The sequence below is a fragment of the Vibrio sp. GJ43-1 genome, from assembly GCF_055808835.1.
The window spans coordinates 305,143-329,758 of the sequence record NZ_CM147884.1 but is presented as its reverse complement, the minus strand read 5'-3'; the positions used below and the strand labels follow the sequence as shown (position 1 = coordinate 329,758).

Annotated in this window: 17 protein-coding genes and 5 pseudogenes; 8 read left to right on the top strand and 14 right to left on the bottom strand. The window is 45.1% G+C overall.

Annotated elements, in window-relative coordinates; genetic code table 11:
- Positions 1–68: 68 nt before the first annotated feature.
- Entirely contained in the window at positions 69–1,901 is a 1,833-nt protein-coding gene (gene typA, locus AC0L66_RS01675; RefSeq protein ID WP_265676984.1) for a translational GTPase TypA, read from the bottom strand.
- A 496-nt stretch (positions 1,902–2,397) separates the two neighbouring features.
- On the opposite strand from typA, the gene glnA reads away from it, so the two are divergent.
- The 6 genes and pseudogenes from glnA to AC0L66_RS01645 all read left to right on the top strand — a co-directional run bounded on the left by glnA (position 2,398) and on the right by AC0L66_RS01645 (position 9,824).
- On the top strand, positions 2,398–3,807 hold the full coding sequence (gene glnA / locus AC0L66_RS01670; protein ID WP_265676983.1) for a glutamate--ammonia ligase: 1,410 nt from the start codon (positions 2,398–2,400) through the stop codon (positions 3,805–3,807).
- A gap of 147 nt (positions 3,808–3,954) precedes the next feature.
- On the top strand, positions 3,955–4,491 hold the full coding sequence (locus AC0L66_RS01665; protein ID WP_473568171.1) for a DUF4124 domain-containing protein: 537 nt from the start codon (positions 3,955–3,957) through the stop codon (positions 4,489–4,491).
- Positions 4,492–4,624: 133 nt separating this feature from the next.
- Entirely contained in the window at positions 4,625–5,674 is a 1,050-nt protein-coding gene (gene glnL / locus AC0L66_RS01660; RefSeq protein WP_265676981.1) for a nitrogen regulation protein NR(II), read from the top strand.
- Positions 5,675–5,709: 35 nt separating this feature from the next.
- A pseudogene (gene glnG, locus AC0L66_RS01655) lies at positions 5,710–7,115 on the top strand (nitrogen regulation protein NR(I)).
- A 173-nt stretch (positions 7,116–7,288) separates the two neighbouring features.
- Positions 7,289–9,571, top strand: a complete 2,283-nt coding sequence (locus AC0L66_RS01650; protein ID WP_473568169.1) for an EAL domain-containing protein — start codon at positions 7,289–7,291, stop codon at positions 9,569–9,571.
- Positions 9,528–9,824: an EAL domain-containing protein gene (locus AC0L66_RS01645; RefSeq protein ID WP_473569168.1), complete on the top strand. Its 297-nt coding sequence runs from the start codon at positions 9,528–9,530 to the stop codon at positions 9,822–9,824. The genes AC0L66_RS01650 and AC0L66_RS01645 overlap by 44 nt, the downstream gene beginning before the upstream one ends.
- A 52-nt stretch (positions 9,825–9,876) precedes the next feature.
- Here the strand turns inward: AC0L66_RS01645 and hemN are convergent, their stop codons facing one another.
- The 5 genes and pseudogenes from hemN to lexA all read right to left on the bottom strand — a co-directional run bounded on the left by hemN (position 9,877) and on the right by lexA (position 13,916).
- Positions 9,877–11,268, bottom strand: a complete 1,392-nt coding sequence (hemN, locus tag AC0L66_RS01640) for an oxygen-independent coproporphyrinogen III oxidase (protein ID WP_473568167.1) — start codon at positions 11,266–11,268, stop codon at positions 9,877–9,879.
- Between the two features lie 168 nt (positions 11,269–11,436).
- Positions 11,437–11,931, bottom strand: coding sequence for a DUF2489 domain-containing protein (locus tag AC0L66_RS01635; RefSeq protein WP_265676977.1), 495 nt, complete (start codon positions 11,929–11,931; stop codon positions 11,437–11,439).
- A gap of 15 nt (positions 11,932–11,946) precedes the next feature.
- Positions 11,947–12,508 (bottom strand): annotated as a pseudogene (gene yihI, locus AC0L66_RS01630) (Der GTPase-activating protein YihI).
- A complete protein-coding gene (locus AC0L66_RS01625; RefSeq protein WP_265676975.1) occupies positions 12,508–13,146 on the bottom strand; it encodes a class I SAM-dependent methyltransferase in 639 nt (212 codons plus the stop codon). Before AC0L66_RS01625 ends, yihI begins: the two are co-directional and overlap by 1 nt.
- 146 nt (positions 13,147–13,292) lie before the next feature.
- Positions 13,293–13,916 carry a transcriptional repressor LexA gene (gene lexA / locus AC0L66_RS01620; protein WP_265676974.1) on the bottom strand — a complete coding sequence of 208 codons (624 nt, stop codon included), beginning with the start codon at positions 13,914–13,916 and terminating at the stop codon, positions 13,293–13,295.
- Between the two features lie 283 nt (positions 13,917–14,199).
- Here lexA and plsB point away from each other — a divergent pair.
- A pseudogene (gene plsB, locus AC0L66_RS01615) lies at positions 14,200–16,666 on the top strand (glycerol-3-phosphate 1-O-acyltransferase PlsB).
- Between the two features lie 112 nt (positions 16,667–16,778).
- Here plsB and ubiA read toward each other — a convergent pair.
- Both ubiA and AC0L66_RS01605 read right to left on the bottom strand, forming a co-directional pair.
- Positions 16,779–17,633 carry a 4-hydroxybenzoate octaprenyltransferase gene (ubiA, locus tag AC0L66_RS01610; protein ID WP_473568165.1) on the bottom strand — a complete coding sequence of 285 codons (855 nt, stop codon included), beginning with the start codon at positions 17,631–17,633 and terminating at the stop codon, positions 16,779–16,781.
- Complete coding sequence (locus AC0L66_RS01605; RefSeq protein ID WP_265676971.1) at positions 17,633–18,172, bottom strand: chorismate lyase; 540 nt, start codon at positions 18,170–18,172, stop codon at positions 17,633–17,635. The genes ubiA and AC0L66_RS01605 overlap by 1 nt, the downstream gene beginning before the upstream one ends.
- A gap of 160 nt (positions 18,173–18,332) precedes the next feature.
- Between AC0L66_RS01605 and AC0L66_RS01600 the strand changes: the two genes are divergently transcribed.
- Positions 18,333–18,740 carry a flagellar basal body-associated protein FliL gene (locus tag AC0L66_RS01600; protein ID WP_265676970.1) on the top strand — a complete coding sequence of 136 codons (408 nt, stop codon included), beginning with the start codon at positions 18,333–18,335 and terminating at the stop codon, positions 18,738–18,740.
- 45 nt (positions 18,741–18,785) lie between these two features.
- Here AC0L66_RS01600 and glpG read toward each other — a convergent pair whose 3' ends face one another.
- The 6 genes and pseudogenes from glpG to ftsY all read right to left on the bottom strand — a co-directional run bounded on the left by glpG (position 18,786) and on the right by ftsY (position 24,480).
- Complete coding sequence (gene glpG, locus AC0L66_RS01595) at positions 18,786–19,619, bottom strand: rhomboid family intramembrane serine protease GlpG (protein WP_265676969.1); 834 nt, start codon at positions 19,617–19,619, stop codon at positions 18,786–18,788.
- On the bottom strand, positions 19,616–19,942 hold the full coding sequence (gene glpE / locus AC0L66_RS01590) for a thiosulfate sulfurtransferase GlpE (protein ID WP_473568163.1): 327 nt from the start codon (positions 19,940–19,942) through the stop codon (positions 19,616–19,618). The genes glpG and glpE overlap by 4 nt, the downstream gene beginning before the upstream one ends.
- Positions 19,943–20,383: 441 nt before the next feature.
- Positions 20,384–21,241: an RNA polymerase sigma factor RpoH gene (gene rpoH, locus AC0L66_RS01585; RefSeq protein WP_265676965.1), complete on the bottom strand. Its 858-nt coding sequence runs from the start codon at positions 21,239–21,241 to the stop codon at positions 20,384–20,386.
- A 259-nt stretch (positions 21,242–21,500) separates the two neighbouring features.
- Positions 21,501–22,467, bottom strand: a pseudogene (gene ftsX / locus AC0L66_RS01580) (permease-like cell division protein FtsX).
- Entirely contained in the window at positions 22,457–23,128 is a 672-nt protein-coding gene (gene ftsE, locus AC0L66_RS01575) for a cell division ATP-binding protein FtsE (RefSeq protein ID WP_265676960.1), read from the bottom strand. Before ftsE ends, ftsX begins: the two are co-directional and overlap by 11 nt.
- A 105-nt stretch (positions 23,129–23,233) precedes the next feature.
- Positions 23,234–24,480, bottom strand: a pseudogene (gene ftsY / locus AC0L66_RS01570) (signal recognition particle-docking protein FtsY).
- Positions 24,481–24,616: the final 136 nt, after the last annotated feature.

The following is a 24,616-nucleotide window of genomic DNA, read 5'->3' as shown; positions in this document are numbered from 1 at the left end:
AATTCTATTATGACCAGACATGAAAAAGCCCTGCATTAGCAGGGCTTTTTTCGCGATGTCGAGGCTAATTACTTAGCTGGACGAGCCGCACGTTTACGTTCGTTTTCAGTAAGAAGCTTCTTACGAATACGAATGCTAACTGGTGTTACTTCTACTAGTTCATCTTCATCAATAAACTCTAGAGCTTGCTCTAGTGTGTGCTTGATCGGTGGCGAAAGAACCTGTGCTTCATCCGTACCAGAAGCACGAACGTTAGTTAGTTGCTTACCTTTCAGACAGTTTACTGTTAGGTCGTTTGAACGGTTATGAATACCGATGATCTGACCTTCGTATACTTCATCTGCGTGCTCAGCAAACAAACGGCCACGCTCTTGTAGGTTAAACAATGCGTAAGTCAGAGCTTTACCTGTTGCGTTAGAGATAAGTACGCCGTTGTTACGTTGACCGATTACGCCACCTTTGTGTGGACCGTAGTGATCAAATGAGTGATAAAGAAGACCTGAACCTGATGTCAGTGTTAGGAATTCAGTTTGGAAACCGATAAGACCACGAGAAGGCATCATAAAGTCCATACGTACACGGCCTTTACCATCTGGAGCCATATCTGTCAGCTCACCTTTACGTAGACCGATATTTTCCATGATACCGCCTTGGTGCTCTTCTAGAACATCAATCGTTACCGTTTCAAATGGTTCTGTTAGGTTGCCGTCTTCATCTTTCTTGATGATAACTTCTGGACGAGATACTGCTAGCTCGAAGCCTTCACGACGCATGTTTTCGATCAGGATAGAAAGGTGAAGCTCACCACGACCTGAAACACGGAAACGATCTGGGTTATCTGTTTCTTCAACGCGTAGTGCAACGTTGTGTACCAATTCTTTCTCTAGACGCTCAAGAATGTTACGTGACGTTACGAACTTACCTTCTTTACCCGCGAACGGAGAAGTGTTTACTTGGAATGTCATTGTTACTGTTGGTTCATCAACAGACAGTGGCGTCATCGCTTCAACATTGTTCACATCACAGATAGTGTCTGAGATTTTAAGCTCGCCTAGACCTGTGATAGCAATAATATCACCCGCATTTGCTTGATCAACTTCATGGCGGTCAAGACCTAGGTAACCAAGAACTGTACCGACTTTACCGTTACGTTTCTTGCCTTCAGCATTGATGATAGACACTTGTTGGTTTGGCTTAACGCTACCACGAGTCACACGACATACACCGATAACACCAACATATGAACTGTAGTCTAGTTGAGACACTTGCATTTGAAGTGGGCCATCTAGGTCAACAGCTGGTGCATCTACTGTGTCAACAACCGCTTGGAACAATGGTTCCATGTTTTCGCCAGTGACGCCTTCTTCCATCGTCGCCCAGCCGTTAAGTGCTGATGCGTATACCGTAGTGAAGTCCAGTTGCTCATCTGTCGCACCTAGGTTGTCGAACAAATCAAAGATTTGGTCCATAACCCAATCAGGGCGTGCGCCAGGGCGGTCAATTTTGTTGATAACAACAATTGGCTTAAGGCCGTGAGCGAAAGCTTTTTGCGTCACGAAACGCGTTTGAGGCATTGGGCCGTCAACAGCGTCAACGATCAACAATACAGAGTCAACCATAGACATAATACGCTCAACTTCACCACCGAAGTCCGCGTGTCCAGGAGTATCAACGATATTAATACGGTAATCGTTCCAGTTGATCGCTGTATTTTTAGCAAGAATGGTAATACCACGTTCTTTTTCGATATCGTTCGAATCCATCACGCGTTCTTCTGCTTCACCACGAGATTCCAGAGTACCGGATTGCTGTAGCAATTTATCAACTAGGGTAGTTTTACCGTGGTCAACGTGCGCGATGATCGCGATGTTTCTTAACTTATCAATCTGTGGAGTAGACATGGGTTTTTCTTTCACTCATTAGAGGCTGCCGCTTGATTGCTGCTAGCTGGATTTCAAAAACGCTCAATAATATACCAGATAATAGGCTAGACCCAAAAAATATGTGATCAACTTCGTTGAAATTTTTCTAATTCAGCATTTTTCTTGGCAAAATTGTGCCCCTCTTCCTTCGTATTGTCAGCGCTAAGCGTTTGATTAAGGTTGACATCAATTCAAAAGCCATGCTGAATGTAGGGGCGCTTGATTCAACTTGGTGCAAAAAAATAATTTTGCACCAAAATAGTGCTTACAATGATCATTTTGGTGCACAGAAAGGACCAATTTGGTTCACAAAAGAATCAAGCCAATGAAAAATAAAGGATTTATTTTTTGGCACGGTTTTAGCTTTATAGAAATCAGCATCGATTAACGCACTTCATTAAGCAGACGTTAATCAATGCCGATTACTCAAATCGAAGCTATTAAACCGTATTAATAACACTGGAGGTTATCCAAGATGTCCGTAGAAAATGTTCTATCGCTGATCCAAGAAAACGAAGTGAAATTCGTTGACCTACGCTTTACTGATACTAAAGGTAAAGAGCAACACATCTCTATTCCTGCACACCAAATCGACGCTGACTTCTTTGAAGAAGGTAAAATGTTCGATGGTTCATCTGTTGCTGGTTGGAAGGGTATCAACGAATCAGACATGGTCATGATGCCTGACGCAGCAAGCGCAGTTCTTGACCCATTCACAGAAGATTCAACGTTGAACATCCGTTGTGACATCCTTGAGCCTGCAACAATGCAAGGCTACGATCGTGATCCACGCTCTATCGCAAAACGTTCTGAAGAATACCTACGCGCAACGGGTATTGCAGATACTGTTCTTGTTGGTCCTGAGCCAGAATTCTTCCTTTTCGATGACGTGAAATTCAATACTGACATGTCAGGTTCTTTCTTCAAGATTGATGACATCGAAGCAGCTTGGAACACAGGTTCTGATTTCGAAGGTGGTAACAAAGGTCACCGTCCAGGCGTTAAAGGTGGTTACTTCCCAGTTGCTCCTGTTGATTCGTCTCAAGATATCCGTTCAGCAATGTGTCTAGTCATGGAAGAGATGGGGCTTGTTGTTGAAGCTCACCACCATGAAGTAGCAACAGCGGGTCAAAACGAAATCGCAACTCGCTTCAACACGCTAACAGCGAAAGCGGATGAAACTCAAATCTATAAGTACGTGGTTCATAACGTTGCTCATGCATTTGGTAAAACAGCAACCTTCATGCCGAAACCACTGGTTGGCGATAACGGCTCTGGTATGCACGTTCACCAATCTCTTGCTAAAGACGGTGTTAACTTATTTGCTGGTGACAAGTACGGCGGCCTATCTGAGATGGCTATCTACTACATTGGCGGTATCATCAAACACGCTCGTGCAATCAACGCGTTTGCTAACCCATCAACAAACTCGTACAAGCGTCTTGTACCTGGATTCGAAGCTCCAGTAATGCTTGCATACTCTGCACGTAACCGTTCTGCTTCTATCCGTATCCCTGTGGTACCAAGCCCTAAAGCACGTCGTATCGAGCTACGTTTTGGTGACCCAGCAGCGAACCCGTACCTATGCTACTCAGCAATGCTGATGGCTGGCCTTGACGGAATCAAGAACAAGATTCACCCAGGCGAAGCAATGGATAAAGATCTTTACGACCTTCCAGCAGAAGAAGCAGCAGAAATCCCAACCGTTGCTGAATCTCTAGAAGTGGCGCTTAAAGCTCTAGATGCAGACCGTGAGTTCTTAACAGCTGGCGGCGTATTCTCTGATGACTTCATCGATTCTTACATCGACCTGAAATCAAAAGATGTTGAACTGATCAACATGACAACGCACCCACTAGAGTTCGAACTTTACTACTCTGTATAATTCGAATTCCGGCTGTAAGTTGCAGTCTTGCAATCATTAATAAAGCTCGCCTCGCAGGCGAGCTTTTTTTTATCCAGTCAAAGACCCAGTCACGCTACCCTATGAATGAATTCCGCTATCCCCATAAACCATGTAGGAGATCATCATATGAAGGGCCTTTGGTTAGTATTACTGATCAGTCTTTTCTCACACGCCAGCAGCAGTATTGATGTGTTTGTCTGGACCGATAAACAAGGCGTCCTGCACTTTAGCGATACACCCGATCACCCCAATGCCCAACGAGTCAACATGCCCAATATGACGCCACCGTCTCCTGAGATCACTCACGTCGAAGGCACTAAAGACCGTGAATATCTCCCTTTTGCTGGAGACAACCATCAAAAGGCTAAACCTCAAGCTCTCAGCATCCGCATCACTTCTCCTGCACATGACTCAACCGTTCGCAGTAATCCAGGGTTTATTGAAGTCACGGGTGATATTAGCCGTCCACTGGCGATCGACGACAAACTGCAATTATTACTCGACGGCAAGCCTTACGGCGCGCCAAAGACCAACCCTTACTGGTCATTAAAGTATGTCGACCGTGGTACACATACGCTAATGATTCAAGTTCAAAAAAACGGCAAGGTTATTGCATCATCCGATACTATCACTGTGCATTTACATCGCACGACGGTGCAATAGCAATACCGACGGCGTTCTCGCTTTACTCGCTGACAAATTGCGCCATACTTGAATGACCAGTTGCACCATTTTGGTGCTTGGTAACATTCAAACATGTGCAGTGCACCAATAACGAGCAGAGTAAGGGAAGCGAGTGCCAAATAACGAACTGACTAACGCCATATTAAATAATGTCGTGACAGCAACACTCATGTTGGATGAGTCTCTAACGGTTCGCTACGCTAATCCCGCAGCGGAGCAACTTTTTGCTCAAAGCTCTAAACGCTTGGTGGATTCGCACCTTTCTCAATTTATACAGCACGCATCTTTAGATTTAGCCCTTCTCACTCAACCGCTGCAAAGTGGACAAAGTATTACCGACAGTGATGTCACCTTTGTTGTTGATGGTAAACCCTTGCTTCTAGAGGTGACCGTGAGTCCGATGTCTTGGAATAAAGAACTAATGCTGTTGATTGAAATGCGCAAGATTGGTCAACAAAAACGTCTCACTCAGGAACTGAATCAGCATGCTCAGCAACAAGCTGCCAAACTATTAGTGCGAGGTTTGGCACACGAAATAAAGAACCCTCTTGGCGGGTTACGCGGAGCCGCACAACTCTTATCTAAAATGTTGCCCGACCCGAACCTCAATGAATACACCAGCATTATTATTGAGCAAGCCGATAGACTCAGAGCTTTAGTGGATCGCCTACTAGGTCCACAAAAGCCAGGAACAAAAAAAGAAGAAAACTTACACCTGATTTTAGAGAAGGTGCGCCAACTGGTCGAATTAGAAGCAGGCACTCAACTCTGTATTGAGCGTGACTATGATCCAAGCCTACCACCAATCCTCATGGATACTGACCAAATTGAACAGGCGCTATTAAACATTACCAGTAATGCCGCGCAGATCCTCGCGCAACAAGATAATGCAAAAATCACATTGCGCACCCGCACGGTTCATCAGGCCAATATCCATGGTCAAAGGCACAAGCTGGCGGCTCGTATTGAAATCATCGATAACGGCCCCGGTATTCCTGCCGATTTACAAGATACCTTATTTTATCCCATGGTCAGCGGACGCGAAGGTGGCACCGGGCTCGGACTCTCAATTTCACAAAACTTGATCGACCAACACAATGGAAAAATAGACGTAGAAAGTTGGCCCGGTCGTACCATTTTTACTATTTATTTGCCTATCTAGCGTGATGATTAGGCTTGCTGTAAGGACGTTTGGCTATGAGTAAAGGATATGTATGGGTCGTCGATGACGACAGCTCAATACGATGGGTGATCGACAAAACCCTATCGTCAGCAAATATAAAATGCGAAACCTTCGCAGACGCAGAAAGTGTGTTAATGGCGCTCGAAAGAGAAGTACCTGATGTTTTAGTGTCAGACATTCGCATGCCGGGGATGGATGGCATCGAACTGTTAAATCAAGTCCAAAAAAGAGCGCCTGATCTTCCCGTCATTATCATGACCGCGCACTCAGACTTAGACGCCGCGGTCAATGCCTACCAAAAAGGCGCATTCGAGTATTTACCAAAACCATTTGATATTGATGAAACACTGACTCTCGTCGAGCGAGCGATTGCGCATAGTCAAGAACAGAAAAGTTCGTTAACGGCTGATGAAGTCATTGCGACTGAAGCGCCTGAGATCATCGGTGAAGCGCCTAGGCAATGCAAGAAGTATTTCGTGCTATTGGTCGACTATCGCGCTCCTCCATCTCTGTACTGATTAATGGTGAATCGGGCACGGGTAAAGAACTGGTTGCTCACGCCCTACACCGTCACAGTCCACGCGCGAGCAAACCTTTCATTGCTCTCAACATGGCGGCGATACCCAAAGACCTCATTGAGTCCGAATTATTTGGCCATGAGAAAGGCGCGTTTACTGGGGCAAATAGCGTACGCCAAGGGCGCTTTGAACAAGCGAATGGTGGCACCCTATTTTTAGATGAAATTGGCGATATGCCGCTTGATATTCAAACTCGTTTACTTCGTGTGCTCGCCGATGGGCAATTTTATCGAGTAGGCGGTCACTCGGCGGTAAAAGTAGATGTTCGTATTGTCGCCGCCACCCATCAGCATCTTGAAAAGCTTGTGACTAACGGTGAATTTCGTGAAGACTTATATCACCGTCTTAACGTCATACGAATACACATACCCGCATTGCGTGAGCGTAAACAAGACATAGAAAAACTCACCTACCACTTTTTGTCACTCGCCGCTGAAGAACTGGCTGTCGAATGTAAGTCATTAAGCTCAGACACAGTCGATATTCTCAACAAGCTCGAATGGCCGGGGAATGTCAGGCAGCTTGAGAACACCTGCCGTTGGCTGACGGTAATGGCGAGTGGCAGTGAAATTCTGCCAAGCGATCTGCCCCCGGAGCTGCTTGATGAACCAAAAAAATTCGCCGAGACAGAACACGGTGACTGGCAACACCTGCTGTCAAATTGGGCAAAAGGGGCGTTAGAATCCGGCGAGTCTGAAATTCTCAATAAATCACTGCCACAGTTTGAACGAATTCTACTGGAAGCCGCGCTTAACCATACAAACGGTCATAAACAAGATGCGGCTAAGGTATTAGGTTGGGGTAGGAATACACTCACCCGAAAACTAAAAGAGCTCTATTAGTCCCTTCCCTGCATAAAATACACCTCGTACGATATTTAGGTAATTTGTAAGAAAATCGCCTAAATATCCGCAACGAGGTGCCGATATATCAAGTATCACTTTCTCAGTAAAAGACACCCTATTACCACGTTGCGATAGGTAACCTCACCATTATATAGAATGACGTATTGTTTATGATTTTTGCTAACCTGTCTCTAAAACAAGCCTTAATTTTGCCCTTTATTGTGGTTTTTATAGGGTCAATTAGTGCAATACTGTGGTTGCAGAGTGGGCGCTATGAGGATATTGCGAATGAAGTCAGCCGTAAACAACTGTCCAGTTTAACCAATAATGTCGTCAGCCGTTTAGATATCTATTTAGACCGCCCAATGGATGCGGTTAGCGCTATCGCTCACGCCATTGAGTATCATGATTTATATAACCCTAACGATACAGCGGCCATTGAAAACTATCTATTATCAACCTTCCAATTATTATATCAAGATGTCCCTCAGGTTGACCTAATCGGCTTTGGAGGTGAACAAGGTGAGTTTGTTGGCGTTAGAGCCTCTAAACAACACCATGAAGGTGAGCACTTTACCCTCATGGCAAAGGATGCCGTTACGGAAAACAGGCTGAATGTCTACTCAGGCTCTTCGCGCCAGCATGCCATCGAAGACAGCATCAGTCCTTATGACCCCAGAACGCGTCCTTGGTACACGCCAATGAAAAACAGTCGCGCTCCACAATGGTCACAAGTTTATACCAATGCTGATGAGCAAAAGGACATTACCATCTCCGCCTTATCTCCCGTCTACTACGCCCATGAAAACCAGCGCGAGTTTGTCGGCGTTGCCGCGGTTGATATCCAAATCAACACTTTTAATCACTTTTTAGAAGGCATTACACGCACCCATAAAGCACACGTCTTTGTCATCGATGCCAGCCGAGATCTCATTGCCCACTCTATCGATCAAACCATTTTAAACAGTCAAGGCCATCGAGTTTCCGCAGACAACAGCCTTCATCCTACTTTACAATTCCTGAGTAGTACCACACTTAATACTGACCTTGCCACGCCGACGCTGCTGTCTTTTGAGCATAATAACAGCACTCAATTTGTCATGGTCAGCCACTATCAAACCGAGACCAACCTAAGTTGGTATGTCGTAGTGACAATCTCAGCATCCGATCTAATGGGTGATATTCCCCTCCTGAGCCAGAAAACCTTAGCCGTTGGCCTTCTGCTGGGCGCTTTGGGTCTCGTCATTGGTGTCTTTACCCTAAACCAGCTCACAATACCGATTACCGAAACCGCACGAGCTTCTCAACAGATTGCAAATGGCCGCTGGGACTACCCACTCCCAAACTCTACGCGAATCAGAGAGGTGGACCAACTCATCAAGAACTTCTCCTCAATGCGAACGCATTTGGAGTCCTCCTTTCGAGCATTGCGTGAGCAACTTACCCGAGATCCATTAACGAAGCTGTATAGCCGTTCTGGGTTTATCGAAGTGTGTGACAAGCAACTGAATGAACGCTCAGGCGCGATGCTGCTCATCAATATTAACCAGTTTAGAGACATCAATGACTGCTTAGGACACCAAGAGGCCGACATTTTACTCACCATCGTTGCTGAAAGATTAAGAGCATGGGTTGTGGTGGAAAGTGGGGTACTGGCTCGCACGGTTGGGAATGAATTCGCCATTTATCTCCCCTACCTCAATGAACGCGAGCTGCTCGATTACCTGTACAGAATCAGACAGATCTTTACTGCGCCGTTTATTATCTCCGGTGAATCGTTATCACTGCATATATCGGTAGGTGCTACGCTCACGGACCACAATCGTGATGCCGATTTAAACTTACGAAATGCAAGTATTGCTTTGAGCCAAGCAAAAGAAGAAAACAACCGAACCTGTGTCTATACCCCGGATATGGCCGAAAGCTCTAAAAAGAAAACTCGCCTATTAGCGGCTCTGTACTACGCGGTTGAAAACCAAACTTTTCGCGTCTACTTTCAACCGATTATCGACTTAAAAACCGGAAAAACCATCGGTGCGGAAGCATTGTTAAGGCTTAAAGATGAGCACGGCGAACCTATTTCACCGCTAGACTTCATTCCACTCGCGGAATCTTCCGGGCTTATTGAAGCCATTGGTCAGCAGATGATGACCCAAAGCATACAAGCGGTCTCACAGGCGATAAAGGCTCAGCAACTCGCCGCCGACTTTCAACTGCACCTGAATGTTTCTGTTTGCGAACTACGCTCAGGCCACTATGTGGATTTTCTCCAAGCGGCACTCATAGCAACCGCACTTCCGGCAAGTCAAATCGTTGTGGAATTAACTGAATCGAGAATTGCCGACAACGACCCGATTATCATCGAGAACATGACGCGTTTAAAATTCCTGGGTATTCGCATTGCAATCGATGACTTTGGTACCAGGCTACTCATCTCTTGCCTACTTGCATAAGCTACCCTTTGATAGCCTTAAGATTGACAAAGCCTTTATCGACCAACTGACTAAAGAAAATGCGCATGAGAGCGTGGTTTCCGCCATCACTAAGCTATCGAGGAGTTTTGGATTCAGTATTGTTGCAGAAGGGGTAGAAACTCCGCTCCAAGCCGACTTGGCCAAGCGATTGGGTTGTCACTATGCGCAAGGTTATCTATTTAGTACCCCGAAACCACTTGAAGAGTGGCCGCAATTAAAAGCCAGCGCATAGAAAGGTCGACCTTGCGCTGATTCTCACACAAGGTCGTCAAATAAGTGGGGCGTTAAATCACACGTGAAAACTGTTGTTGACGAGCGCGTTGGCGTAGGTATTTGTCGAAGCACATACAAATATTACGAATCAACAAGCGACCTCTCAGCGTCACTTCTATCGACGACTCACCGACCGTAACCAGTTCATCATCAATAAACGTCTGTAGCAATGTCATATCTTCAGCAAAGTACTGGGTAAATTTGACCCCGAAACCTTGCTCAATCGAGGCGACATCCAACTTAAAGTTACAGATAAGCTGCTTAATGACTTCACGGCGAATTAAGTCATCGTTATCCAACACTACGCCTTTCCAGAGTGCATGACGAAGTTCATTGACTTGTGCATAGTATTTTTTCAGCTCTTTTTGATTTTGCGCGTAACTGTTACCAATCATTGAGATAGCCGACACACCAAAACCAACAAGATCGCATTCACCTTGCGTGGTATAGCCTTGGAAATTGCGGTGCAACTCTCCATTACGCTGCGCGACAGCAAGTTCATCTTCTGGCAACGCAAAGTGATCCATGCCGATAAACTGATAACCAGCATCGGTTAAGGTGCCAATCGTATCTTGTAAAATCGCCATTTTCTCTTCGGCGATAGGTAAGTCTTCATCTTTGATTTTTCGTTGCGCAGCAAATAAATTAGGCATATGCGCATAGTTAAAGACCGACAAGCGTCCAGGGCGAAGCGACAGCACTTGCTCTAGAGTGTCTGCAAACGAAGCCTTGGTTTGCTTTGGTAAACCATAGATTAAATCTAGGTTAGTTGAACGGAAACCCAGCTCTTTTGCTCGCTTGACCATGGCAAAAATGAACGCTTCGTCTTGCTCTCGGTTAACGAGGACTTGCACTTCTTTATTGAAATCTTGTACACCGATACTCAGCTGGTTAAAGCCTTCTTGGCGCAGGTGATCTAACATGTCCAGTTCGATTTCACGAGGGTCGACTTCAATACTGATTTCTGCACCGTCTTCAAACACAAACTCGCTTCGCAGAATCGTCATAAGTCGACTGATCTGGCTTTTGGTTAAAAACGTTGGTGTGCCACCACCGAAGTGCAACTGTGTGACTTTTCGACCTTGTAATAACGTGGCACGCTGACGAATTTCATGTTCGATAACATCCAAATACTCGTCCGCCTTGTGCGCGTGTCGAGTAATCACTTTATTACAACCGCAGTAATAACAAAGCTTATGACAAAATGGGATGTGCACATACAAAGAAAGTGGGCGTTCTGGGTACTGGGTGCACGCCATGTCGTAGTCAGAAATAGTGTACGCTTCGTGAAACTCTACCGCTGTAGGGTATGAGGTGTAGCGTGGCCCAGAATAATTGTATTTATCGAGAATCGTTTGATCCCATACAATCTGCTGCTTCGTTTCTGAGTGACTTTGAGACATGGTAATACTTCCAATAAACAGTGTTACTTTAAGCTCCTCTATGAGGAGTCAGATGAGCGCTATTTTGCCATAGGATTGTAACGGATAACGCTCGGACAGTGACTTTTACACAAGCAGTACGCAAAAATGCTAGCGCGATCACTTGTTCGCCAAAAAGAGGATAGACCTCTAACTGACAAGCTTAATGTTGATTTGATCATTAAGGGGGCGAACACTGCTTTGCAGTGCTTTTAACTCTTCAATAATAACATCATTGAGTCGAGCTTCGGCTTTCTGCCGAGCAAGGTTATCGCGCATGCGATCTTGCTTTTTCATTGTCTGTCTTGCTTCGCCGCGTGGCATTGCTTTCACGATATGAAAAAGCTCTGACGTCGCAGGGTATAGCGCGTCAAAATCAACTCGCTTGTCACCCTGCACATAGTCCATGATGTTATAAAGCCTAATCGCGGCTTCTGAAAGTTCGCATTGACCCTGAATGGTCGCAAGACAAATCGTCTCAACACTTTCAAAAATATTCGCGTTACGCTTTTTAATGGCCAGTTCTTGGTGTTGCTTGAGCAACTCCTTTTGCTTTTTGAGTTGCAGTAACAAATAGCCCGCATAGCCAGCTAAACCAGTGACAATAAGCACACCAACAATTGCTAACACAGTAACGGTATTCATCTACGCTTCCCTTCCTTAGTCCTTGAACTGATCCATGTTGATGCCTTCAAACTGTGACAATAATTCATCATCACTTGCTTGGCGTTTTTTTCTTTGATACAGGTGCATCTACAGGTGCATCAAAATCATCGTCGTCTTCTTCAGGTAGAACAAGACCGAGTTGATTCATTAAGACTTCCATACGGTCTAGTTTTTCATCGACGTATTTTTGTAGTCCTGCACCAAGATTTTCACCACTTTCAATGCGATCCAACAACACGTTCAGTTGTGCATCATTTTCCAGTAGCTCTAACTCTTTCTCAGCCGATAGCTTACGCTCTTGCTTCGATGGCTTCTTCGCATCCGCGACAATTAAAGGAATCTTCTTTTTGCTTCCTAAGCGAGGGTCACGATTAACCGACGTTCCAGAACGTTGGCTTTCGCCGCCATCTGAATGACGGCTACCCGCTTTCTGACCTTTACGTTTTTTCAGGCGCTTTTGTAGGCGACCATCCACATCCGCTTGCGTGCGATTACGTGTGACTGCAACGGGCTCAGGCGCCGCTCCAGGCTTTCTCGATTTCTTCTTACGACTCATTACGTAAGCTTCCTCAATAAAATTACATCATTACCAATAAATTCGATTTCCAGTCCGTCTCTCTTGGCTAAAAACAAGAAAGTAGCGCGACTAAAAAATACGACATGTGTCTGATCACTTTTGTAGTGCCACGTTGAAAACGCATCTACATCAATAACCATCTTTGTCATTAACCCCAGGTATCCTCCTGGCTTAATGAGCGCTAACCATTGTTGCCAAATCTTGTTTGGCTGATACAAGTGCTCAATCACTTCGGTCGCTGTGACAAAGTCATACTTTGATTCTAGCGCTTTTGACTCTGGATAGTAATACAGGTCATACAGTGACATTGGGAACCCTTTCTCTTCAAACATCACAGAAAGTGTTGGACCCGGTCCACAACCGAAATCTAAACCCATTGAGCCTTGTGGTAATCGTTCTGATAACGGTGACGCTAAGCGAGACAGAAAACGTCGATAACCTGCATCACTCGGATCATTATTATGCAGATCATAAACGGCTTTTTCTGCTCGAGCATCAAGTCGCTGCTCAGCAGGCACAAAGACCAACTGACAACGAGGACACTGCAAGTAGTCTCGTTTTTTATCGCTGTGATAATGTGATGCATTTTCAGCAGCACAAAGTGGGCAAGTTTGCACTCATTATCTCCTGAACGATTCAAGGGTGCGAAACATACCAGAAAGTGAGCGTAGAGGGGAGAGTGATCGAGTGTTTTTTCTACAATTTTGTTGAAAAAAGCCCTGAGAAGCAGGTAAAAGGGGACTCAGTCCCCTAATTGCTTCGATTACATCCAATCGGTATTGCGAATAATACCAACGGCAATACCTTCAATAGCAAGGTGCTGAGCGGTTAAGTCCACTTCTATTGGCGAGAATGATTCATTTTCCGCATGTAATAATACTGTCGAGCCTTTGCGCTCTAAACGCTTTACCGTCACGTCATCATCAACGCGAGCAACGACCACTTGTCCATCTCGAACATCCTGCGTTTTATGAACAGCCAACAAATCGCCATCCATAATGCCGATGTCTTTCATACTTTCGCCATTAACGCGCAATAAAAAATCCGCCGCTGGCTTAAACATGCTTGGATCAACTTGGTAATGAGCTTCAACGTGCTCTTGCGCCAAAATAGGCTCACCTGCTGCCACTTGACCAATTAAAGGTAGTCCTTCATCTTCATTAGCCGCAGCCTGTTCAAGAAGAATACGAATCCCGCGAGACGCACCAGGAATAATTTCAATGGCCTTTTTGCGTGCGAGGGCTTTCAGGTGCTCTTCTGCTGCATTCGCTGAACGAAACCCCAGTTCTTTCGCGATTTCGGCACGAGTGGGCGGCATACCTACATCGTCTATTTTCTTTTTTATTAGATCAAATACTTGCTGTTGTCGTGCTGTTAGCGGCTTCATGCATCACCTGTCTGTTTATACAGTTAACTGTGAGTATATCCAGTACGTTGGTAATTGCAAAGATAATCGGTTGTTTTTTAGCAAATAGTCGCTGAATTCCTCTACAGCCACATCAAGCATAACGATTCTCTGTTTCGCTTTATTTTCATTAAAAGGTAAGACCAGTTTCTGTTATCCTTGCACGGCTCCAAAATTGATGTCTAGGATTAAGGTATGCATACGCGCTGTTGCGACGCTCCACCTCGGCATCGTTTTTTCCGAACAAATTGAGGCTGTGAACCCTATGTCTTCAGGACACTCACTTTTCCGTTCTTTTCTAAAGTTACCAATGTCAGTATTGGTAAAAGGAACGGCGATTCCATCTAACCCTATCGAAGATCTGCACATTGATATCACGAAACCCGTGGTCTATGCGTTGCCGTTTAATTCGAACGTCGATCTTCTCACCTTGCAAAAGCAAGCGATCGCACTTGGGTTACCCGATCCACTCGAGCCTATCGTGCTCAATGGTGAAGAACGAAATCGTTTTGTATTCATTGCCTCAAGACCCACTTTATTTACTCGTGACGATGACGTACCGAGTGATTCCATTGCGTTATTTTCTGACTTACTAAAAGAACATGAAAAAGACGCAAAACTTGATGTGCAGATTATCCCTACCACGGTTCTTTGGGGTCGTAAACCGGGTAAAGAGTCCGATACTAAACCTTACTTACAGGCAATGAACGGCCCACAAAAAGCCAAGGCGTTATTCATGTCTGGTCGCGATTGCATGGTGAGATTTAGCCCAGTGGTTTCATTGCGCTATATGGCAGATGTGCACGGCACGGATGAGTCGATCGCTCATAAACTCGCTCGTGTCGCAAGAATTCACTTTTCTCGACAAAAGCTGGCGGCATCTGGACCTAACTTGCCTAATCGACAAGTGCTATTTCAACGCCTATTGAATTCCCAGGTTATTGAACAAGCGATTCAAGATCATGCTCAAAGCAATGATATTCCTATCGAAAAAGTTCGTAAGGAAGCGCAGCAGATCATGGACGAAATTGCCGCTGACTTTTCCTATCGACTGGTCAAAATTGGCGATGTGGTCATGACTTGGCTTTGGAGCAAGTTGTACCAAGGCATTAACGTTAACAATGCCGCTAAAGTTCGACGCTTAGCGCAAGACGGGCACGAAATAGTTTATGTTCCCTGCCATCGCAGCCACATGGACTACTTATTACTATCTTATATCTTGTATCGTGAAGGCATGGTGCCACCGCACATTGCCGCTGGCGTTAATTTAAACTTTTTCCCCGCAGGTCCTATTTTTAGACGTGGCGGTGGCTTCTTCATTCGACGTAGCTTTAAAGGCAACAAACTGTACTCAACCATTTTTAGAGAGTATCTGGCTGAGCTGTTTGCCAAAGGCTATTCGGTGGAGTTTTTCAGTGAAGGCGGCCGCTCACGTACTGGCCGATTGCTGCAAGCGAAGACTGGGATGCTCGCGATGACCATCCAAGCGATGCTAAGAGGTCTTAATCGCCCGGTGACGCTGGTTCCTGTTTATATTGGTTATGAGCATGTCATGGAAGTCAGCACCTATGCTAAGGAGCTTAGAGGCAAGCGTAAAGAAAAAGAGAACGCTGGACAAATCCTCAAGACCATTCGTAAGTTGCGTAACTTCGGTCAAGGCTATGTCAACTTCGGCGAGCCGATCCCACTCAATCAGTACCTCAATGATAATGCGCCAAATTGGTCGCAAGATATTGACCCTATGGGTGTGAACAAACCACAATGGCTGAACCCTGTTGTGAATAACCTAGCGACCAAAATGATGACACATATTAACGATGCTGCGGCGACAAACGCATTAACGTTATGTGCCACCGCGTTGCTTGCTTCACGTCAACGTGCATTGACTCGTGATAGCCTCGTCAATCAGATCGATTGTTACTTAGCACTACTTAAGAACATTCCCTACTCTGATACCTCCACGGTACCAGTCAGCTCCAGCGGAAGACTTGGTCGCGCATGCGGAATCTTTAGATAAGTTTGTCGTGGAGTCCGATACGCTGGGTGACATTATCTCTCTCGATCGTCATCAATCGATTCTAATGACCTACTATCGCAACAATATTATTCACTTATTCGCCTTGCCTTCATTGATTGCACAGATGCTAGTCAGTGAGCACTCCATGCCGCTTGAAACGATTAAGTGCAACGTAGCGAAGCTCTACCCATTCTTACAAAAAGAGCTATTTTTGAGTGTTGAGCCTACAGAACTGGCTGAGTTAACCGATCGCATTGTGGGTGAATTGGTCCGTCAGAGATTGCTGTTTATTGAAGACGGTGTGGTGTCCATGAATCAGTCCAATACCCAAATGCTAATGCTATTGGGCCGTACGATTTCAGAAACCCTACAGCGCTATACCATTGCACTCAATTTATTGGCGACTTACCCAGAACTCGATAAGCAAGAATTGGAACAGAAAACCCAAGATATCGCCCAGCGCTTGGGTCGCTTGCACGGCATCAATGCCCCTGAGTTTTTTGATAAAGGTGTCTTTGCCTCGCTGTTCAGTACCTTAAAAGAGCAGCAATACATTGATGTAGATGGCAACTGTGACACAACTAAAACCGATACATTGGCTCGCTTGCTTTATACCCTGCTTTACCCGGAAGTAAAACTCACCATTCAAGAAAGCGTCCATCAATCAGATGAGCCAGCTGTTGAATCTCACGATGACAGCCCAGCCGCATCGTAATTCTTCACAGACTCGATCCAATTTACAGCAATAAACCGTGAAAACGGAAAAAGCGCCTAATTAGGCGCTTTTTTTACACATATTAACGGAGAGCAATGGATCGCTTTTCGCTTTACCACATAGCAACCAGCAACCCAATCGTAATCGCCATGCCTACATAGTTATTGTTCAGAAATGCTTGAAAGCAAAGGCTACGCTCCCTGTGTCGAATCAGCCATTGTTGGTACACAAACAATGCACCAACCACAAGCAGGCTCCAGTAGTAGCTCGTGCTCAATTGATACCAATGCCCTAATCCCATTAGCATCGCCAACACGGTCATTTGCAGCACACCTACTGCCAGTTTATCTCTGCGGCCAAATAGTATGGCTGTCGATTTAATACCAACGTTTAAGTCATCATCACGATCCACCATGGCATACAAGGTGTCGTAAGCGATGGTCCACAGCGCATTCAAAGCAAAAACAAACCATAACACCACGGGCAGTTCATTGGCCTCAGCCGCCCACGCCATTGGGATCGCCCAACTAAATGCTAATCCTAAAAAGAGCTGTGGCAAATGGGTAAAACGCTTCATAAACGGGTAAATAAACGCCAGAACTAAACCCATTAACGATAATTTAATCGTTAGCGTGTTCATGGTTAGGACCAATAGAAATGAAGCAATAGATAACACCAGAAACAAACCGATGGCTTCTTTAGACGATACAAGCCCTGACGGCAACGGTCTGTGCTGAGTTCGCTTCACTAGCCCGTCGACATTTCTGTCGGCGAAATCATTAATGACACACCCTGCGCTGCGCATCATCACGACACCGAGGCAAAATACAATAAGTACATGAATACTTGGCATGCCTTCCGCAGCCAAAATCAAAGCCCATAATGTTGGCCACAGCAGCAGTAAGGTGCCAATGGGCTTATCCATTCGAGTTAATTGCCAGTACGCTTTGGCTTTCGTTGAGGTCATCAAGCGCTCTCTCTCTTATATACTGGCGAATGTGGCAAAAAGAGTTCTGCGACTAGAATAGGATGCCCTGCGACCCACAATCGAGAGCGGCGAGCAAATAAAACCCCCTCCGAAGTGGTAATTTGAGCGATTTCTAATGCGTCTCGCTTCGTATCGGCATTTGAAAACACGGTGACTCCTAATGGCGTATCCCCTTGTTGGGATATGTCATAATCCCCTTGTCCCATGGCAGATAATGACATGAGCGTACGACCAATGACCCATGGTTGCTCATCCCCTAATAGGACCACTTCACGCAACCAACAGTCTTCATGCGCCAACCGTTCGATTTCTTCTTCAGTGATTCTATCAGCGCAACTTTTCGTATTACTGACCACTTCGACAGACAAATGGTCACATTCAGCATTAAGCCGATGTGATAATGAACCCTGTTCAGTCAGCCATTGCAGTACATTCGTACTCATCGACTGGAATTGTTCTGGAGATTGCCAGCGAGCTTGGCTTAAGGCTTTTAAATAATCGGAAACTGAATCATTCATTTTACTATTCAATAACACGCGCTTAGCGCGTACAATCATAATTATATTGAGTGGCCGTATTGTATCACTCTATGAGTGAATTAACTCAGGCTGTATTGCGCCATTGTAACAAAGTTAATCGCTTGTAATATCGGCTTAATGGGATTTCCAAGAGGGAAATATGCGTAAACGTTACCTAACCCAGTTTTTCCTAATGCTAGGCTTGACTGTTTCAATGTCCAGCCTTGCCTCTGAAGAGCCTGTGCCATCACTGGCGTACTTCACATTGGAGCCAGAGCTGACAACGAACTTTTTTACCAAAGGTAATCGCTTAGGTTACGTTCAAGTGCGCATTGATGTCATGGTGGCAGACTCTGGTGACCTGGGCATTATTGAGCACCACCAGCCACTCATTAGAGATGCGGTTATTGAGCATCTTGGCCGACAAAATGCCGACGTGATCAAATCGCTGTCTGGGCGAGAAGAGATACGCCATGCATTAGTCGACAAACTGAACAACCTACTACTGGCTGAAACAGGAAAAGCCGTCATTGCTGATCTGCTTTTCACGAAATACCTTTATCAGTAAGCGTGATAGGTTCCAATACCAATACGTTCATAGCCTACGTCAATCTCAGCGACGCGTAAGACGCGAGCTATCGATCATACCGAGCGCCGCACCACTGATTAATCCGGCTAGGTGCGCGGTATTGGCTATCGCCATAAACGGCTGAACAAAGCCTAAGACTAACCAAACCAACATAAAGCCAATGAGCGGTCTAGGCATTTCTAAACCAATATCTGGTCGCTTCCAAGTGATCACCCATAGATAGCCCACAAGCGCATATACCACGCCAGACAAGCCGCCAAAGTTGGCACCATCGACCCAGTATTGTCCGGTACCAGAAACCGCCGCGGAGACTAAAAAGATTTCAAGTAACTTCCGACTCCCCAGTTTCTGTTCTATATCTCCACCGAACTGCCACCACCACAATAAGTTGAAAATGATATGCATAGCAGAGAAATGCAGTAGACCATGAGTAAACCAACGCCATATTTGCCATTGCTGACCGTCTTCGGCGGGAAAATGCAGCGCAGAAAAGATTGCTTGAGCGAGACCAACCTGCTGCAGCACAAAAATAACCGAGCATATCAGCATAATCCCTAACGTCACGACACCCGCTTTTGCTTTGAGCATAGCGAGAAAACTTGGCGTAGAATATTTAAATGGATTACGACGAGTTTCTGCCATATCCCAAGAAGAGGCTTGATACTTGCTATTACCTGGATCCTCGAGAAACAATTTAAGTTCCGCTTCTGTCTCTATCTTGTCTTCGTCTTTCATCAGCCACAGGGCAAATTGACCACTCCCCTCAGGCATCATTTGAATATCGATCTGCCTTGTCGCCATATAGTCGATAAAGGCTTGGCCCATTCTAGGGCTTTGAAGAGTAATCAATCGAATCATAAAAAGCTCTCAACAGGAAAGCCAGCTCTATGCCATGCTTCAAAGCCGCCATCAACGTTATACACGTCATCAAAACCTTGATTAAGTAAATACTGGCCAGCACCTTGGCTGCTAATGCCGTGATAACACATCACGAATACTGGCGCATCAAAGTCAACCTCACGCATGAATTCGACCAGGGAATCATTGGTCAAATGAAACGCTCCCGGTGCATGAGCTGTCGCAAATGTTTGAGGGTCTCGTATGTCGACCAAGCGTGCTTCTGGATTGTCTATTAGTGCCTGCTGAGCACGCTGTACATCGATATGTTGAAGCTGGTCCATAACGCTAATTCCTCACCTTTTTGGCATTTCATCACACAAATTATGACGATTTTCATTCGTAATTTCTCTGTGTCCATATTATCACTATTCAGTGCTAATAAAGTACTGACAATCAATAAGGTTATCCACTAACGTTTAATAAATCACCAGCTGTGTGTAAATCTGTGGATTGCGTGAATAAAGTGTTTTTTGATCTTTTGATCCACTATATATAGTGATGATCTTGATTTTGCTGTGAGTAAAGTAAAAGGTATCCCCAAGGCATAAAGCCGTTGAAAGTACCATTACTCGCCGCTTTCTGACAGCTGGCGAATAATTTCCTCACAGAGTTATCCACAAGAGAAGAGAACGTTTGCGATCGATTTTTCGATCCCTTTTTCGATCCCAATAAAAAAGGCCGCGATCATAAGATCGCGGCCTTCGAAAAGAGTTAAGACTCGGTTAGAACTCGCCAACCGCCGCCTTTAATTTCTTCATGGCATTCTTTTCAAGCTGTCGAATTCGCTCAGCAGAAACACCGTAGTTGTCAGCAAGATCTTGTAGCGTCGACTTGTTATCATTTAACCAACGAGAGCGGACAATATGCTGGCTGCGTTCATCAAGCGTTGATAATGCATGACCTAAACGATTATTGGTGTGATTTTCCCAATTCTCAGCTTCCACATTGTCAGCAAGATCAGAGCTACGGTCTTCGAGGTACAGTGACGGGGCGGTGTAAGAAACGCCTGTATCATCATCATCGGTTGGCATCTCAAACGTCGGATCTTGCGCCGCCAGTCGAGATTCCATTTCACGAACCTCTGAGGGTTCTACGCCGAGCTCTTTTGCAACTGTTTCAACTTCACCGTTATTGAACCAACCTAAACGCTTCTTAGATTTACGCAGGTTAAAGAAAAGCTTACGTTGCGCTTTAGTCGTCGCAACTTTCACAATGCGCCAGTTTCTCAGCACATATTCGTGAATTTCAGCTTTAATCCAGTGCACAGCAAAAGAAACAAGACGAACACCGACTTCAGGATTGAATCGCTTCACCGCTTTCATTAGGCCAATGTTGCCTTCCTGAACTAAGTCTGCCATTGGCAATCCATAGCCAGAATATCCACGAGCAACATGAACAACGAATCGAAGATGAGAAAGGATAAGCCCTTTCGCAGCATCAATTTCACCTTTATAGTGTAATCGCTCAGCTAGCCCACGTTCCTCATCAGGTGTCAACATAGGGTAACTGTTCACTGATCGGATATAGCCATCAAGGCTATCCTGTGTAACTAAAGCCATTGAATACGCTTGGTTAGTCATTCACTTCCTCATTCACTTTGAGTGGGATACAACACCTTCTTAACCCAACAATACTGAACCTAATCCAATAGAGATTCAAGAAGGGGGTTGTAATTATGCATAATCAGTTGCACTAAACAAGAGCAAAAGACGATTAATTTTCACTCATTAATAGGTATTACTGACATATTTGCGACGTTCATCTTGCTATGTGGTTGAATACTCCACCGATTACTCGTTGCTCTATAAATGCCGCCATGCCACTTTCATTAAGACCTGCTTACATTAAATACGGTTCAATTTCTTTTAAATGACGCTTGGCAGAAATTCTTGCCGCGCAAATACCAAGAAATACGCCAACCATGAGTATTAGCAAGGTTTCATCCCAATTCAGTCCTATCAGTCTAAAGTCGCTATCGTAAAGCATCGCTAAATCCGTTACTGCTCGATTTAGGACAACGGTAATTAACGCCGTCAATAACCAAGCAATCGCAGCGCCAAGGAAGCCAAACCACATACCTGAATATAAATAGGGCCTCAAGATGTAGCTGTCTGTCGCGCCGATAAGTTTCATGGTCTGAATGGCTTCTTTATTTGCCAATACATTAAAGCGTAGCGTGTTACCAACAATAAGGAAGACCGATGCCAGCATTAAAACCGATAAGGTAATAACCAGTGTTGACGATAGTGTCTTGATCGCATCAAAGCGGCTTAGCCAATCTTCATCTCGCCGAATATCCGTCACATCCGGTTGCGTTCGTAACTTTGACACCAGACTACGGTCAGTTTCGACACTGGTATTGGCAGGTTCAATCACCAAAACGCCAGGCAATGCATAACCATCGAGCAAGCTTATCGCCTGATCGAGTCCAGAATGCTCACTAAGCTCAGCAAGACCTTGTTGAGGAGTAATGTATTCTACCTCTTTAACCTCTTCCCAACCTTCAATTGCATCCTTTAACACCAATACTCGTGCATCGGGTACGCCCGTTGTGATGTAAGCTGTCACTTGCGAGTGGCTGGTCACATCACCAAGCTGCAACCGCCACGTTTTTACCTAGCAAATACAGACAAGCAGGCATCGTGAGAGCCATTGAAATGACAGCCAACGTTAATAAATTGCCAAGAGGACGCTGCCAAAGCTCTTGTAACGACGACTTTGCTTGTTTCCAGTGCACGGCAAAAAAACCATCCGACGCTAACCGCTGCTTCTTAGGACGCTGTTTATTTTTACGTTTAAACACCATCACTCACCTCACTTAAGAAACCCTGATTCAGCTCTAGGTAGCGATACTGAGGACGAGAGCGCACAAGATGAATATCATGCGTTGCCAATAAAATGGACACACCCGCTCGATTAAACTCCTCAAATAACTGTAAAACTTTATTTGACAACTCTGGGTCTAAGTTACCTGTAGGTTCATCTGCCAGCAGCATCGTAGGTCGGTTTACCACCGCTCTTGCGATGCCCACTCGTTGTTGTTCGCCACCAGATAATTGGCTTGGCAAGCATTTCGCTTTATCTAGCAAGCCTGTTTTATCCAACGCCGCAGAAACACGACGTTTAATTTCATTTTCAGCGATCGCTTCTATACGCATGGGTAATGCCACATTATCAAATACGGTTCTATCCATAAGTAAGCGATGATCTTGGAAAACGATGCCAATATTACGACGCAGGAAGGGAATATCCTTTGGAGGAATACGACTAATATCATGATCATTAAACAAAATACGACCATCTGTTGGGCGCTCCAATGCGCAAATCAACTTCAGGAGAGTACTTTTTCCGGCACCAGAATGACCACCTAGAAATGCCATTTCACCTCGTTTCAGGTGAAAGTCGACCTTTTGAAGGGCTTGTCGTCCCCCTCGGTAAGCCTTGCTCACTTGCTCAAATTTGATCACCGAATCATTCCTCTGATCTGGGTATTCTGTGTTGAAAAGGGATGCTATGCATCCCTATTATCCGTTGTTTTTGTCGCTGACAACTGTCACCTTGCTCGTATTCGCTTATTCATCACGACTAAACAACGCGTCAATAAAGTCTTGAGTCTCAAACGGACGAAGATCATCAATCCCTTCCCCGACCCCGATGTAACGAATAGGGATTTGGAACTGATCAGCAATAGCAAAAATCACGCCGCCCTTCGCGGTACCATCTAGCTTGGTCAATGTAATGCCGGTTAATGGCGCAACGTCACTAAATAGCTTGGCTTGGCTTATCGCGTTTTGTCCAGTGCCAGCATCGAGCGTTAACATAATTTCATGCGGCGCTGAGTCATCAATTTTTTTCATAACGCGAACGATCTTACGCAGCTCTTCCATTAAGTTCGCTTTATTTTGCAATCGACCTGCGGTATCAGCAATGACAACATCCACCCCACGCGCTTTCGCCGCTTCAATCGCATCATAAATGACCGAAGCACTATCTGCAGCCGGTATGCTGAGCGATAACGGGAACGTTATTACGCTCACCCCATACTTGCAGTTGTTCTACCGCGGCGGCACGGAAGGTATCTCCCGCTGCTAACATGACCTTCTTGCCTTGTCCTTGGAATTGTTTTGCTAATTTACCAATGGTCGTGGTTTTACCTACGCCATTCACACCAACCATCAAGATGACATACGGGGTTTTAGTCGTATCGATTTCCAGTGGCTTTTCAACATGACTAAGAATTTCAGCCATCTCTTCCTTTAGTAAACCATACAAGGCTTCACCGTCTTTTAAGTCACGACGCGATGCCTTCTCTGTTAAATTACCGATGATCTTTGAAGTGGTATCCATGCCAACATCGGCAATCAGTAGCTGCTCTTCCAACTCTTCAAACAAGTCGTCATCAATTTGCTTATCTTTAAATAAACCAAAGAAGCTAAGCACCAATATTTGCTTTCGTGCGACTTAAACTGCGTTTAAGACGAGCAAAGAAGCTCTCTGTTGGTTTTTCTTGTTCATGAATACGCTCTTGAACGCTTTCTTCTTCACTTTCTTGAACACTCACCTGAGCCGTTATCTGAGCGCTTTCGTCAACATGCTCTGCTTCTGCTTCTGCTTCTGCTTCTGCTTCTGCTTCTTCAGGCTGTTTTACCGACGCCTTATCGACAACAACTTCTTCTTTTTCCACAAGCTCTTGAGGCGCTTGTTCAAGACGTTGTTCGTCCTCCAGTTGCTCATCTTGCTGTTGCGGTTTCTGCTGGGGAGACTCTTCGTCACCAAAACCAAGCCAAGAAAGTAATCCGCGTTTTTTCTTTTCTGTCATCTGAAACTATCCTGAATGCTGTCTTTCAAATGTTTTAAATCGGCTCTGAGCCAAAGTCAGTCAACGCATCGCTAAATGCGAAAAATCTCTCTAAAATAAATATGACAAAGCAGTGAAAAATTTCGTCAGAGATTGG

Coding starts and splice junctions, on each gene's coding strand:
- AC0L66_RS01635 (WP_265676977.1), bottom strand. CDS start 11,931: ATGAATACCGTTACTGTGTTAGCAATTGTTGGTGTGCTTATTGTCACT.
- AC0L66_RS01605 (WP_265676971.1), bottom strand. CDS start 18,172: ATGAATGATTCAGTTTCCGATTATTTAAAAGCCTTAAGCCAAGCTCGC.
- AC0L66_RS01665 (WP_473568171.1), top strand. CDS start 3,955: ATGAAGGGCCTTTGGTTAGTATTACTGATCAGTCTTTTCTCACACGCC.
- typA (WP_265676984.1), bottom strand. CDS start 1,901: ATGTCTACTCCACAGATTGATAAGTTAAGAAACATCGCGATCATCGCG.
- lexA (WP_265676974.1), bottom strand. CDS start 13,916: ATGAAGCCGCTAACAGCACGACAACAGCAAGTATTTGATCTAATAAAA.
- AC0L66_RS01600 (WP_265676970.1), top strand. CDS start 18,333: ATGCGTAAACGTTACCTAACCCAGTTTTTCCTAATGCTAGGCTTGACT.
- ubiA (WP_473568165.1), bottom strand. CDS start 17,633: ATGACCTCAACGAAAGCCAAAGCGTACTGGCAATTAACTCGAATGGAT.
- glnA (WP_265676983.1), top strand. CDS start 2,398: ATGTCCGTAGAAAATGTTCTATCGCTGATCCAAGAAAACGAAGTGAAA.
- AC0L66_RS01650 (WP_473568169.1), top strand. CDS start 7,289: ATGATTTTTGCTAACCTGTCTCTAAAACAAGCCTTAATTTTGCCCTTT.
- AC0L66_RS01645 (WP_473569168.1), top strand. CDS start 9,528: ATGACTTTGGTACCAGGCTACTCATCTCTTGCCTACTTGCATAAGCTA.
- rpoH (WP_265676965.1), bottom strand. CDS start 21,241: ATGACTAACCAAGCGTATTCAATGGCTTTAGTTACACAGGATAGCCTT.
- hemN (WP_473568167.1), bottom strand. CDS start 11,268: ATGTCTCAAAGTCACTCAGAAACGAAGCAGCAGATTGTATGGGATCAA.
- glpG (WP_265676969.1), bottom strand. CDS start 19,619: ATGATTCGATTGATTACTCTTCAAAGCCCTAGAATGGGCCAAGCCTTT.
- glpE (WP_473568163.1), bottom strand. CDS start 19,942: ATGGACCAGCTTCAACATATCGATGTACAGCGTGCTCAGCAGGCACTA.